This window comes from Anaerocolumna aminovalerica, assembly GCF_900115365.1.
GTDB lineage: Bacteria > Bacillota > Clostridia > Lachnospirales > Lachnospiraceae > Anaerocolumna > Anaerocolumna aminovalerica.
This window is the reverse complement of the sequence record NZ_FOWD01000007.1, coordinates 46,267-60,998: the sequence shown is the minus strand read 5'-3', so window position 1 is coordinate 60,998 and position 14,732 is coordinate 46,267. Positions and strand designations below refer to the sequence as shown.

Annotated in this window: 12 protein-coding genes; 5 read left to right on the top strand and 7 right to left on the bottom strand. The window is 34.9% G+C overall.

The annotated features are described in order from the left end of the window. Positions 1-154: 154 nt before the first annotated feature. From pstB to BM183_RS05800, 4 genes are all read right to left on the bottom strand, one after another. Positions 155-913: a phosphate ABC transporter ATP-binding protein PstB gene (gene pstB, locus BM183_RS05815; protein ID WP_207650132.1), complete on the bottom strand. Its 759-nt coding sequence runs from the start codon at positions 911-913 to the stop codon at positions 155-157. Positions 914-1,027: 114 nt separating this feature from the next. Beyond that, complete coding sequence (gene pstA / locus BM183_RS05810) at positions 1,028-2,173, bottom strand: phosphate ABC transporter permease PstA (protein WP_097014167.1); 1,146 nt, start codon at positions 2,171-2,173, stop codon at positions 1,028-1,030. A gap of 111 nt (positions 2,174-2,284) precedes the next feature. Next, on the bottom strand, positions 2,285-3,205 hold the full coding sequence (pstC, locus tag BM183_RS05805; RefSeq protein ID WP_330392340.1) for a phosphate ABC transporter permease subunit PstC: 921 nt from the start codon (positions 3,203-3,205) through the stop codon (positions 2,285-2,287). Then, entirely contained in the window at positions 3,205-4,128 is a 924-nt protein-coding gene (locus tag BM183_RS05800; protein WP_170847902.1) for a phosphate ABC transporter substrate-binding protein, read from the bottom strand. The genes pstC and BM183_RS05800 overlap by 1 nt, the downstream gene beginning before the upstream one ends. Positions 4,129-4,396: 268 nt before the next feature. Here BM183_RS05800 and BM183_RS05795 point away from each other — a divergent pair, with 268 nt between their 5' ends. From BM183_RS05795 to BM183_RS05775, 5 genes are all read left to right on the top strand, one after another. Continuing rightward, complete coding sequence (locus tag BM183_RS05795; protein ID WP_091685186.1) at positions 4,397-4,876, top strand: deoxycytidylate deaminase; 480 nt, start codon at positions 4,397-4,399, stop codon at positions 4,874-4,876. Between the two features lie 135 nt (positions 4,877-5,011). Further along, positions 5,012-5,683 carry a peptidoglycan recognition protein family protein gene (locus BM183_RS05790; RefSeq protein ID WP_091685184.1) on the top strand — a complete coding sequence of 224 codons (672 nt, stop codon included), beginning with the start codon at positions 5,012-5,014 and terminating at the stop codon, positions 5,681-5,683. A 557-nt stretch (positions 5,684-6,240) separates the two neighbouring features. Further along, positions 6,241-7,080: a bifunctional NUDIX hydrolase family protein/GNAT family N-acetyltransferase gene (locus BM183_RS21365; protein WP_091685182.1), complete on the top strand. Its 840-nt coding sequence runs from the start codon at positions 6,241-6,243 to the stop codon at positions 7,078-7,080. Positions 7,081-7,630: 550 nt separating this feature from the next. After that, the gene (locus BM183_RS05780; RefSeq protein ID WP_091685180.1) at positions 7,631-9,892 is read left to right on the top strand and encodes an ATP-binding cassette domain-containing protein; all 2,262 of its coding nucleotides are present in this window, start codon (positions 7,631-7,633) and stop codon (positions 9,890-9,892) included. 10 nt (positions 9,893-9,902) lie between these two features. Continuing rightward, positions 9,903-10,322, top strand: a complete 420-nt coding sequence (locus BM183_RS05775) for a MarR family winged helix-turn-helix transcriptional regulator (protein WP_091685178.1) — start codon at positions 9,903-9,905, stop codon at positions 10,320-10,322. Between the two features lie 275 nt (positions 10,323-10,597). Here BM183_RS05775 and guaB read toward each other — a convergent pair whose 3' ends face one another. The 3 genes from guaB to groL form a co-directional block, all read right to left on the bottom strand. Then, positions 10,598-12,052 carry an IMP dehydrogenase gene (gene guaB, locus BM183_RS05770; protein ID WP_091685177.1) on the bottom strand — a complete coding sequence of 485 codons (1,455 nt, stop codon included), beginning with the start codon at positions 12,050-12,052 and terminating at the stop codon, positions 10,598-10,600. Between the two features lie 234 nt (positions 12,053-12,286). Next, positions 12,287-12,784: a DUF6106 family protein gene (locus BM183_RS05765; protein WP_091685175.1), complete on the bottom strand. Its 498-nt coding sequence runs from the start codon at positions 12,782-12,784 to the stop codon at positions 12,287-12,289. 321 nt (positions 12,785-13,105) lie between these two features. Further along, complete coding sequence (gene groL / locus BM183_RS05760; RefSeq protein ID WP_091685173.1) at positions 13,106-14,731, bottom strand: chaperonin GroEL; 1,626 nt, start codon at positions 14,729-14,731, stop codon at positions 13,106-13,108. Position 14,732 lies beyond the last annotated feature (1 nt).

Sequence of the window (14,732 nt, the reverse complement as noted above, 5' to 3'; positions counted from 1 at the left end):
ATAAACAGGCTGAAAGAATGATTTCGTGGCAACCTTTCTATATCTATATTTTCTTTCAACCTTCCAAACATGATGCCCCAAAGGGGTTTCTAAAATAACGAAGGATGCTGTTTCTTTTTATTTTACCATCTTCTCCGTATGTTTTAAAGACATTTTAACCAAATCTTCCCGTAATATAATCTTCTGTTTTTTTGTTCTTTGGAAAATTAAAAATTTGTTCCGTATCATCGTATTCAATAACTTCACCGGTCAGGAAGAAGGCAGTTTTATCCGAAATTCTGCCGGCCTGCTGCATATTGTGGGTTACAATAATTATTGTATAGTCCTTTTTTAATTCTGTAGCCAGATCTTCTATTTTTAAAGTTGAAATCGGATCTAATGCTGAAGTGGGTTCATCCATTAATATAACTTCCGGTTCAATAGCTAAAGTTCTGGCAATACAGATTCTTTGCTGCTGTCCGCCGGACACAGCCAGAGCACTTTTCTTTAATTTGTCTTTTACCTCATCCCAAATTGCAGCCTGCTTTAATGATTTTTCCACTATTTCATCTAATACACTCTTCTTATGAATTCCATGAATTCTTGGTCCATAAGCAACATTGTCATAAATACTCATAGGAAATGGATTGGGTTGTTGAAATACCATTCCCACACGGGTTCTTAGAGTAATGGCATCCATATCCTGATAGATGTCAACCCCGTCCATAGTAATGTTACCTGATATTTTAACCCCCTCTACCAGGTCATTCATTCTGTTAATTGTTTTTAAAAATGTAGATTTGCCACAGCCGGATGGTCCTATAAAGGCGGTTATTTGTCCTTTGTACAATTCCATATTTATATTCTTCAGGGCTTGAAAATTACCATAATACAAATTCAAATCCTTTACTGAGAATTTAGTTTCGTTTTTCACCTTGTTTCCTCCTATTACTTATCCTCGAATAAGATCATTATGTTTATACAATAAAAATATTGCTGTTTGAATATACTGCCTAATATCCTGATTTAAATTAAATTCCATTTATCATTAACTGGTACGTTTCTTCAGAAATTTTCTTGTTATTAGTTTGGAAAGCATATTCAAAGCAATTACTAAAACAATAAGTACTACTGCTATAGAAGATGCCTGTTCCAAATCTGCTGTTTCTTTAATAAGCCAGTACATCTTTGTGGTTAATGTTGCAGCCGCCGCCTCACTTCCTACTAAGGTTTTCGGAATCTGAGCAATGGTACCTGCTGTCCATATTAACGCTGCTGACTCTCCAACGATTCTGCCGATACTTAATATAATGGCTACCAATATGCCAGGAAGAGCACTGGGAATAATAATTTTACTTATTGTCTGCAATTTGGTTGCACCTAATCCCATAGAGGATTCCCGATATGTCATAGGAACTTCTTTCAATGTTTCTTCGGTTGTTGAGATAATGGTTGGCAGCAGCATAATACTTAATGTAAATGCACCGGCCAATACGGAATAGGACAATTTTAAAGTTTGTACAAATACAAGCATACCAAACAAGCCGTATACAATAGAAGGAATACCTGCAAGGTTTTGAATGGCAAATCTAATAATATTTAACATTCTTCCCGGTTTGGCATATTCGTTAAGATAAATAGCTGCACAAATGCCAATAGGAGCAGAAATCACTAAGGTCAGACCTATAATATAAATCGTAGATACCAGCATGGGAAGTATGCCTCCGCCGGTTCGTGTTATTTTCATTCTTATAGTCTCTGTTCCTTCATCTAAAGCTTTCTTGGCTTCTTCTAAAGTTATGTTTTTAAAATTAGTATTTCCTGCTTTCCCAATCACATCCCCCGTTTTCAGTTCATAAGAAGCTTTTTTCATATTAACGGCATCTTTTACAGGGGAATTACTGTCAATAGACTTAATTACAATATTTTTGTCTTCCAGTGCAATATGAATACCTAAGGATTCCACATAATCTGTTTCTCCATGACTGTTACTGTTATTATTTCTGCTAACATCTACAACTGTAGTTTCGTCATCCCACATTCTGGTCATAAACTTAAGGTTAACACCCGGCAGACCTTTATAAAAAATAAATCCTATAATAACCACAAGAATGGCAACTGTAACAGTAGCTGAAAGATAAATCAAACCTCGTAATATGCCGTCCTTTAATTTTGTATTATTGTTTTTCATCATAGTATCCTCAATTCCGGCGCTTAAGCACCTTTTTAATACTAATGGCAACTTATGCTTCTGCACAATTTGCCGTTGGAAAAGCATTGCTTTTCAATCTATTTTAAATTCTGCCTATTTCTTAGAATTTGCATTACCCATTTTGCTGGTTATTTTAATTAAGACCATGTTAATTACTAATATGAATAGGAATAATACAACACCTGTTGCAAATAACATATCCTGATGCCTTCCGGATGCATAGCTCATTTCCATGGAAATATTAGAAGTTAGAGGTCTGATTTTTGACCAAATGCTTTTTGGCAGCCCCCCAATATTATTACCGGCAATCATCATAACTGCCATAGTCTCGCCCATAGCTCTGCCGATTCCAAGCACCGTTGCAGATAGTATTCCGGAACGGGCTGCCGGTACCACCGTTTTAAATATAGTCTGAATCTTTGATGCACCCAGTCCGTAGGATGCCTCCCGGTAAGATTTAGGCACTGCACGCAAACTACTTTCACTAAGGGTAATTATAGTTGGCAGGATCATTATAGTTAATACGCAAATAACAGCTAACAAAGACTCACCCTGACCGGTAGGGGAAACCTTTTTGATTAGCTGTACAATAACACCAAGTCCAAAAGCTCCGTATATAACGGACGGAATTCCAGCTAACAATTCTATAGCTGGTCTGATAATAGCCACTATTTTCTTTGGAGCAATTTCAGCAATAAATACAGCAGTTAATAAACCAATGGGAACCCCGAGTGCTATTGCACCCAGGGTTGCTAATACTGATCCAACGATCATGTAAAATATTCCGTAACTTTCCGTACCGGGATCCCATTTTAATCCGGTTATAAAATCTAAGAAACTGTATGAATTTTCTCCAAAGAAAGGTTTTAAACCCTTTGAAAATACAAAGGCAATGATGGCTATAACACTGAGTACACTAATCAGTGCACTGAATAAGAATATAAAATGAAATACTTTTTCTTTATAATCTTTTTGCTGTTTTGCTACCATTTCATTTTTGCCCACATGTTTCATTAGTCTACTCTTATGCCTCCGTGATCTTCTACAAATTCTTGTGCATCCGGACTTACTACATATTCAAGGAATGCACTTGCCTCTGGTGATGCAGTATCTTTGTTATACACCAGTAAGAAAGGTCTTGATAATACATAGGTTCCTTCTTTTGCATTTTCCGGTGTAGCTTCTATGCCATCTACAGTAACTGCTTTTACTTTTTCATTGATAAAGGAGAAGGAAACATAACCAATTGCATTTTCATTTCCTGCAACAGTTGCTTGTACATTACCATTACCCTCTACTACTGTAGCACTTTCTACTAAACCAACATCTCCAAGTCCGGTTAATTCTTCAAATGCTCCTCTTGTACCGGAAGCACCTTCTCTTGATACTACGATAATATTTGCGTCTTTGCCCCCTAATTCACTCCAGTTAGTAATTTCACCACTGTAAATTTTAAGTATCTGTTCAATGGTCAAATCCGCTATTTTATTGGATGGATGTAAAACTACTGCGATTCCGTCATATGCAAATATTACTTGTTCCAATCCTTTTTCTTCTTCCTTTAGGTTTCTGGAAGATGCTCCAATGTCGTTTGCCCCATTCATAGCATCTGTAATACCTGCTGAAGAACCTGTTCCTGTATAATTGATTTTAACATCAGGATTGTACGCTGTAAAATCACTGATCATATCCATAAGAATCTTTTCTACTGAAGTGGAACCTGTAATACTAACTGTTCCTGCAAGTGCTGTTGTATCTGTTTTATCAGGTGTTTCTGTTGTGGTTGGTGTTTCTGTTACTTCTGGAGTTGGTTCTTCGGTACCAGTTTTATTTTCATCAACCTTATCTCCCTTTTTACCACAAGCCGCCAGAACAAACATCATAGTGAATACTAGCATAAAACTTATAATTTTTTTCATATTAAAGAATTTTTTCATATTCTTCCTCCTTAGGGATTCCCCTTGATTTCTTTTTGCTTTCATTTCTTTTTTTTACCTTACAATACGAATTTTATATCTGGATTGTTATAATGGTATTTTTGTAATGTAAAGTTTTTGTAAAATTATATTTATTGGTATTATTCTTTGAATAAGCAGTATTCTATTCATCTTCTATCCTGTTACCATAAATAATTTACATTTTACAATACCTATGTTAAAATGTGTTTTAGAAAGTTTTTATTACTACTGCAGAAAAGAGGAAGAAATGAAACGATCAAATTACTTAAAATGGGATGAATATTTTATGGGCATTGCCTTGTTATCCGCCAAGAGGAGTAAAGACCCAAGTACCTGTGTTGGAGCCTGTATTGTCAGTGAAGATAACAAAATACTTTCTGTAGGTTATAATGGAATGCCCATTGGTTGTTCTGATGATGAGTATCCTTGGGAACGAGAGGGCTCTGCATTAGATACCAAATATTTTTATGTCTGTCATGCAGAAATGAATGCAATACTTAATTATACAGGTATTCATATGAAAGGCGCCAAAATATATGTTACTTTGTTTCCTTGTAACGAATGTACCAAGGCATTAATTCAAAAAGGAATTACAGAAATCATATACATGAGTGATAAATATGCCGAAACTGATGCGGTAAAGGCTGCAAAACGAATGTTAAATTCTGCAGGAGTTGGTTATCGACAATATGAGCCTCTGAATAAGGATATTGTATTATCCTTATAAGATATAATTAATAACTGCTGTATAACTGTAAAGAAGTATAATGAATACATATTCCATGAGTTTACTTTAATATTTATTTTTATAAGTATACTCATGGAATTTTCATAGTTAATATTCCGAAAGAAAGGTTACTCAATGAATAGATTGAATAGTAAAAAATCATTACGTAGAAAACGCTTCCGCAGAAAAGTGAAATTAATATTTACTACCTCCATATTAATGCTTTTATTGGGAATCGGCATTTTATTTGGAATTAAACTACAAAACCTTGCCCACTATCAGAAAATTCCAAAGACATTAACCATCATTGGCAATAGGAAAGTTGAACAAATGTTATTAACACCAAATGAATATTCCAGACCACAAATTCCTTTAAAGAAAGTCAATAGTGTGGTAGTACATTATACAGCTAATCCTGGTACATCGGCAGAAGCAAACAGGAATTACTTTGAAAATCTTAGAATTAATAAAACCACTTCTGCCAGCAGTCACTTTGTAATAGGCCTAGAAGGAGAAATCGTTCAATGTATTCCTTTAGACGAAATATCTTACGCTTCTAACGACAGAAATATAGATACCATATCCATTGAATGCTGTCATCCGGATGAAACCGGTAAATTCAATGATAAGACCTACGAATCTCTTGTTGCTTTGTTGAGCTGGTTATGTACCGAATATCGCTTAAAGACCGATGATATTATCCGGCACTACGATGTTTCCGGAAAGCTCTGTCCCCTGTACTACGTTAATAATGAGGATGCTTGGGAGAAATTAAAGACGGATGTAACTGATTATATGAAGCGTTAATAATAAGGTAATGACTAGGACGCTTTGCCCAATTCAGGTTATTTAGACCTTAGAGAGTAGGGGATGCGATATATTTCTTGTTCCGTAGAGAAATTCGATGGTTCTAATACAATAGTAATCGCTTAAAGCATATTTAATAATTGCGAACTCCTCGGCTTCGCCTCGTCAAACATCACAATTTTTAAATATTGGCACGATTCCTATTGTATAAGAACCATAACGAATCTCTCAAAGTCACTAGAAATATATCGCATCCCCTACTCTCTAAGGTCAATTAAGTTTATGAGAGCAAAGCTGTTTAATGAAACAGCTTATGTTTTCTTTTATAAGATTTAGCGGAATTTATCGAGCTTTGTAGTTATAATTGTATTGTACATCCGTTTATTATATATTAGAGGTGCTGTATCATTTTAAGAGTTATATTAAAATGGATATTCATAAATAAGTATGGGGGTATAAATAATGGGAAAATTGCGACATTCTTCTATATAATAGAAGGATAAAATTCAATTCCTTCTAATCGTTTTTAATTATAAATAATGTTAGGAGAGAAAAAGATGTTAAACGTAAATTTTTATGAACATATAGATGATACATTGCTAAAGTTTGCTGTAATAGTATCCAAATCAAATGGTAAATGGGTATTTTGTAAACATAGGGAAAGAACAACATATGAATGTCCAGGTGGACATAGAGAATTAGAGGAAGATATTATAACCACAGCTAAAAGAGAATTATATGAAGAAACCGGAGCAACTACATATACTTTAGAAGAAGTATGTGTTTATTCTGTTTCTGACGGAATCAATGAAAGTTTTGGCATGTTATTTTATGCTGATATAACAGAATTTGGCCAGCTGCCTGAATCAGAAATAGAAAGAATCGAATTGTTTGATCAATTGCCGGATAAATTGACTTATCAGGATATTCATCCAATATTAATAAATAAAATTAATTCTTTCCTTAAGGTGAAAGGCATATTAAATAATATAGAACTTAAGGATAATATCATTCCTGATATTTCTGATTTAATTGACTTATATAACGATGTGGGCTGGAGTAATTATACTAAAAATATTGACATGTTAAAACTTGCTTATGATAATTCCCTTAGAATAGTATCTCTTTGGGATGTTAATAAATTAATCGGTATTATTCGTGTTGTTGGTGACGGTTATTCTATTATTTACATACAGGATTTAATTATATTAACGGAATATCAGAAGCAGGGGCTTGGTTCCATGCTGATGAACTATGTTTTGAATGCCTATAAGGATGTTTACCAAAAAGTCTTACTTACAGAAAATCAAACATCTACTGTTAAATTCTATGAAAGTTGTGGTTTCGTTTCCAATGATAAATATAATTGTGTAGCATTTGTTCAATTTAAAATGTAGAAACCTTGTTTTAACCAGTTCCATAAAAAAATGTTTTGTAAATTTTTTTGACTATTTCGTACTACAGCGATTCATTACACAGTAATTCTTCAGCGGCACCACATATTTTTTTTCTGAAATAACAGAACCTTATTGCGGTTGCCGCTTTTTTCTTTTAAGTTTTAACAGAATCTTATCTACAGCCCTGCCACTCTTTTCTTTTGAGTTTAGCAGTATCTTACCTACATTCTGCCGCTCTTTTCTTTTGAGTTTTAACAGAAACTTATCTCAGCCTTTCACTTTTTTCTGCTAAAATAAAAATTTACATGCTTCATTTCTTCTTTCCTTTATTTCTTTTATAAATAATATATTCCTTAGCAATAATTTTGTAAAATTAATAATCAGTACCACCGTCAAATGGTTAATGCATCATAAGTGATGCAATTATAAATTCATATCAAAAAAACTAATAAAATATTATTGGATATTGCATTCTAATTTTAATAGTGATATTATTTACTTTACCCACTCAACTATTAACCATGTCATCAATCAAAAAAGAAGGTATACTATGAACAATAATTATATACAGGTATTTGGAGCAAGAGAGCGTAATCTTAAAAATATAGATGTCAAGATACCTAAAAAAGAGATTACAGTTTTTACAGGCGTATCCGGCTCAGGTAAGTCTTCCTTAGTATTTGATACTATTGCTGCAGAATCTCAGCGGCAGTTAAATGAAACCTATACCAGTTTTATACGTCACCGCATGCCGCACTACGGCCAACCTGATGTGGATACCATTGAAAATTTATCTGTTGCCTTTGTTATTAACCAGAAGCGATTAGGTGGAAATGCAAGGTCAACTGTAGGAACTGTTACGGATATCTATTCTTTATTGCGCCTTTTATTTTCACGAATTGGGAAACCCTTTGTTGGTTATTCAGATGTTTTTTCATTTAATAATCCCACAGGTATGTGTAATCACTGTGAAGGCCTGGGAAAAATTGAAACAATTGATATTGAACGGCTATTAGATAAAAATAGATCTTTAAATCAGGGAGCTATACGATTCCCAACCTTTGAACCCGGAGGCTGGCGTCTTACACGCTACATTTATTCCGGATTTTTTGACAATGATAAAAAAATTCAAGACTACTCCCAAGAAGAATTAGAAATGCTGCTTTATGCTGATGGTATAAAAGTAAAAAATCCAACACCAGAATGGCATAAAACTTCATTGTACGAAGGATTGATTCCGCGCATTGAACGTAGTTTTCTAAAGAAAGAAGATGGGGAAAAAGTAAGATACAAGAAAGAAATCGAAGGATTTGTTACCAAACAGGATTGTCCCCATTGTCATGGAACACGCCTGAATGATAAGGTTCTAAGTTGTAAAATAGACGGAAAGAATATTTCTGATTGCTCTATAATGCAAATAAGTGAGCTCTTAGAATTTATCCAGCGAATAGATATTCCTGTGGCAGCTACTATCATTTCTGAACTGGTAAGCCGGTTACTGCATATGGAGTCTATTGGATTAGGCTATTTAAGTTTATGCCGTGAAACCTCTACACTTTCAGGGGGTGAATCACAAAGGATCAAAATGGTAAGCCAACTGGGAAGCAGTTTGACAGATCTTACTTATATTTTTGATGAGCCAAGTATAGGGCTGCACCCTCACGATATTAATAAGATAAACGGTCTTATGAAACTCTTGCGGGATAAAGGGAATACAGTGCTTATTGTAGAACACGACCCGGATATTATAAAAATTGCTGATCATGTAATTGATATGGGACCGGGTGCCGGAATTCATGGAGGCGAAATTGTATATCAAGGTAACTTACTTCAATTAAAAGAATCTAATACACTGACTGGAAAGTATTTGTCATATCACCCTAAGCTAAAATCTCAAACACGTAAACCAAATGGCTGGCTATCTATTCAAAATGCTGCCCTGCATAATCTGAAAAATATATCAGTTAAAATTCCAAGGGGCGTAATGACCGTTGTAACCGGTGTTGCCGGTTCAGGAAAAAGTACACTTATCAATCAAGTATTGCCCCGGTTTTATCCTGAGATAGTTTTTATTGATCAAAAAGGAGTACAAGCCACAAAGCGTTCCAATATAGCAACTTATACCGGCATCTTTGATAGAATAAGAAAATTATTTGCAAAAGAAAATGGCGTTAATACTTCTCTGTTCAGCTTTAATTCTCAAGGGGCCTGCCCTGTTTGTAAAGGTTTGGGTATGACTTATACGGATTTAGCCTTTATGGATACTATCGTTACCCTTTGTGAAGAATGCCATGGAAACCGTTTTACAGATGAAGTACTCCAATATAAACTAAGAGATAAAAATATTAGCGACATTCTTAAAATGACCGTAACAGAAGCTATGGATTTTTTCCGGGAAAAGGACATTGCCACAGTACTAAAAAGACTTTCAGATGTAGGAATTACTTATATTACTTTAGGACAACCTCTGAACACTCTATCAGGGGGAGAATTACAAAGAATAAAACTTGCTTCCGAACTTGAAAATGGCCGACAGATTTATGTTTTGGATGAGCCATCAACCGGCTTGCACATGGCTGATATAAAGCAGTTGAACAATGTAATGAACCGCCTTGTGGAACATAATTCTACCCTTATAGTAATCGAGCACAACCTGGATATTATTTGTCAAGCTGACTGGGTTATTGATTTAGGCCCCTATGGGGGACAGAATGGCGGTAAAATAATGTTTACAGGGTTACCGGAAGATTTGGTGAAATGTAAAGACTCACTTACAGGAAGTTACTTGAAAAAATATATTACAGGCATTTAGGAGGTAAAATATGATAACGAAAGAGTTAGAGGATAACTATATTCCTCTTCAATGTATGATTTTAGCATATTCAAATCGATTCAATGTGGAAGGTGTATCCACAGCACAATACTATATACTGGATATTTTGCATAAACAAGGCCCTAAAACAACAAAAGAACTTTCCCAAATGAAGGGTATTTCCCAGTCAGGCATCTCAAAACTGACGAAACGCCTCCTTGAAAAAAATTATGTATATCAGGAAAGGCAGCCTAACGACCGCCGTTCTTTTAACATTGTCCTTACTAATGAAGGGAAAAAATTTCTTAGCCGTGTTGATGATTTCGGCAAAGAAATAATGAATATGATTGAAGAAGCACTAACACCGGAAGAAGTACAATCCTTTTCAACGATGTGTAAAAAGATAACGGATTTATATGTGGAAAAGTAGAATAATACCTGCCTCCATAGTAATTTGCCTTCCTCTTCGTAACTTTAGAATCAACTGCCTATAACTAAAAAAAGCTGTTGCAAAATGAATGTGCCATACCGAATTTGGATTATAAAATCAGTCTAAACCTCTATATCCGGTATCTCATTTTATTTTGCAACAGCATTTTGTTATCTATTCCTCTGGACTAAAGGAGCTTCCAGGGAGATGCCCTTTAACTCTGTCTATTCCTATAGATTATAATTTGATAGCCTCCAAGGAGGCATTAATTCTATCTATTCCTCTACGCTGTAATTTGGTGCTTCCTTAGTAATATGAATGTCATGAGGATGACTTTCCTTTAAGGATGCGGCAGTTATTTTAACGAATCGGCCATTTTGTTTTAAATCTTCTATTGTCTGGGTTCCGCAATAGCCCATACCGGATTTTAAACCACCTATTAATTGGAATACGGTATCTTCTACTGTTCCTTTGTAAGCTACACGGCCTTCCACACCTTCTGGAACCAGTTTCTTGGCATTGGTCTGGAAATATCTGTCTTTACTGCCGTTTTCCATAGCTGCAATGGATCCCATACCACGGTATACTTTATATTTTCTACCTTGGTATAATTCAAATTCTCCGGGACTTTCATCACATCCAGCAAAAATACTTCCCATCATACAAAGATTTGCGCCAGCTGCTATTGATTTTGTTATATCTCCGGAATACTTGATACCTCCATCTGCAATAATTGGAATACCATATTCTTTAGCTACTGCATAGGAATCCATAATTGCCGTAACTTGGGGTACACCAATACCTGCTACCACTCTTGTAGTACAGATAGAGCCGGGTCCGATACCTACCTTAACTGCACTGACACCTGCTTCAATTAAAGCTTTTGTTGCTTCACCAGTTGCTACGTTACCTGCAATAATTTGAAGTTCAGGATAAGTTTTATGAACCATTCTAATTACTTTTAATACATTTGCAGAATGTCCATGAGCAGTATCTATTACAATAGCATCCACCTTTGCATTCACTAAGGCTTCCACACGGTCTAAAATATTAGCGGTTACACCAACTGCCGCTGCACATCTTAATCTGCCTTGTGAATCCTTTGCTGATAAAGGATACTTAATCTGTTTTTCAATATCTTTTATGGTAATAAGCCCTTTTAAATTACCCTTTTTATCTACGATAGGTAATTTTTCTTTTCGGGCAGAAGCTAAAATCTTCTTGGCCTCTTCTAAGGTGATTCCTTCCAGTGCAGTAATCAGACCTTCTGAAGTCATAGATTCTTTGATTTTTTTAGAAAAGTCCGTTTCAAACTTCAGGTCACGATTAGTGATAATTCCTACTAATTTCTTTCCTTCCGTAATTGGGACTCCTGAGATTCTAAATTTCGACATTAAATTATTAGCATCTTCTAAAGTATGCTCAGGTGATAAGAAAAAGGGATCTGTAATTACTCCGTTTTCAGATCTTTTTACTTTATCCACTTCTTCTGCCTGTTGTTCAATAGACATATTCTTATGAATAACACCAATACCACCCTGTCTTGCCATAGCTATGGCCATTCTATGTTCAGTAACTGTGTCCATTCCAGCGCTCATCATTGGAATATTCAGCTTAATGGATTTAGTTAAATACGTGGATACATCTACTTCATTTGGAATTACTTCTGAATAAGCTGGTACTAACAAGACATCGTCAAAAGTAATGCCTTCACCAATTATTATTCCCATGCAAATAGCCTCTCTTTCCTTATATTAAAATGTTAATAATATTAAATTGATTTTTACAAGTATAACGAATATTTGGGGACTTGTCAACCACCGAAAGACATTATGATAGCTTTTGTGTTTTAAAAAAGAACCAAAGCTAATGTTTGGTTCTTTCTTCAAAAATTGCTGCAACAATTGCGGCTGCTACTGCACCGTCTTCTACTATTACCGTTTTAATTTGAACACATATGTTTCCTAATATGAAACAAGCTTTCTTGGACTCTTCATTTTAATACAGCCAAGCATCTTTTCATTTGGTTCAAACAGGATTCTTAATTTTGTTTCTCCATTTCTGTATATAATAACATAGGGTTTTACTTCTTTTCTTCTTGAAGTAAAATCTTTTGTAACCAGATTTCCCTGTGAATATGAATCTAATTCATGGGAGCCGTAAGGAGCCATAATCTCTACCTGTTCAAAATCAATTTTTAAAGCGGTTTTTCTTTTGGCATTACCCATTATCTTATCAAAATCCAATTGACCATCACAAAAAACATATTCATATTCTACATTTAATCTTGGAAACATAAATACAATTAAAATAATCAGTACTGTCCCAATAATTAGCATTATAGTATTAAGTGATGCTAAAAGGAAAGAAAGTATAGCAACAAAAATTAATATGAACCGTAAAGCATAAGTACCGATAGTTTCTTTTCGTTTCACCCCGGCTTCTGCATATAATTCATTCATAACCCATCCTCCTACTTGTTTTATACATGCTATTTCTTACTTTATAATAATGATTGTTATCATGTTTCATAATAACAGGGATTCAGGTGCTTAATGCTTTTAATGACAAATAAAGACCTGAAAAAATAAGGTTTCATCTTAAAGCAGCCTGTCTCTATTCATTATTATGTCCTATCAATCATTATACTAAAAAAAAGACAAAAGTAAAAGCACGTTCTGGAATTATTTTTATACAAAAACAAGGAGCTTTTGCAAATTTGGTATTCTTATTGCAAAAGCCCCTTGCTCTAGAGGGTTTTTATGTTTATAGAGGGTTATCTATTACATCATTCCCATTCCGCCTGCCCCACCTGCTGGCATAACCGGATCATTGGATTTAATATTCACAACAACAGATTCTGTTGTTAATAATGTAGATGCAACACTGTTTGCATTTTGAAGTGCACTTCTTGTAACCTTAGCAGGATCAAGAATTCCTTCTTCTACCATATCTACGTATTTTTCTGTAAGAGCATTGAAACCTGCTCCAGTCTTAGAATCTTTTACCTTGCTTACAACAACGGATCCTTCTAATCCAGCATTGGCAACAATGCTGAATAATGGTGCTTCCAGTGCTTTTAAGATTATGTTAGCGCCAGTCTTTTCATCCCCTTCTAAGGAGGCAGCTAATTTAACTACTTCTTTAGATGCATGGATGTAAGCAGCTCCACCACCTGCTACAATACCTTCTTCTACGGCTGCTCTGGTAGCTGCAAGAGCATCTTCCATACGAAGTTTCTTTTCTTTCATTTCTGTTTCTGTAGCAGCACCAACACGGATAACAGCTACACCACCAGCTAATTTAGCAAGTCTTTCCTGTAATTTTTCTTTATCAAATTCAGAAGTAGTCTCTTCGATCTGAGCTCTGATTTGAGAAATTCTTGCTGTAATTTCATCTTTATTTCCTTCACCATCTACGATAATTGTGTTTTCTTTTTGAACTTTAACAGATTTCGCACGTCCAAGTTGATCCATAGTAGTTTCTTTTAAGTCTAATCCTAACTCATCAGAAATTACAGTACCACCTGTTAAGATAGCAATGTCTTGTAACATAGCTTTTCTTCTGTCACCATATCCTGGAGCTTTTACAGCAACTACCTGGAAGGTTCCTCTTAATTTATTAATTACTAAAGTTGTTAAAGCTTCTCCTTCTACATCTTCAGCAATAATTAATAATCTGGCACCGGATTGAACCACTTGTTCTAATAAAGGAAGGATTTCCTGAATATTAGAAATCTTTTTATCTGTAATTAAAATATATGGATTTTCTAAGTTAGCTTCCATTTTGTCCATATCAGTACACATGTAAGCAGATACATATCCTCTGTCAAATTGCATACCTTCTACCAGATCAAGTTCTGTCTTCATAGTCTTTGATTCTTCAATGGTGATAACACCATCGTTAGAAACTTTCTCCATTGCATCTGCTACCATTTCACCAACTTCATCATCTCCGGCTGAAATTGCAGCAACTCTTGCGATTTGAGATTTTCCGGTAATCTTAGAGCTCATGGATTGAATAGCTTCAACTGCACAATCTGTAGCTTTTTGCATACCTCTTCTTAAAATAATTGGGTTTGCACCTGCTGCAAGGTTCTTAATACCTTCATGAATCATTGCCTGTGCTAAAACAGTAGCTGTGGTTGTACCATCACCTGCAACATCGTTTGTTTTAGTTGCAACTTCTTTTACTAATTGTGCACCCATATTCTCGAATGCATCTTCTAATTCAATTTCTTTTGCTATGGTAACACCATCGTTTGTAATAAGTGGTACACCAAATGATTTATCTAAAACAACATTTCTACCTTTAGGTCCTAATGTAATCTTAACTGTATCTGCTAATTTATTTACACCTGTTTCTAATGCAGCTCTGGCTTCTGCGCCGAATTTAATTTCTTTTGCCATG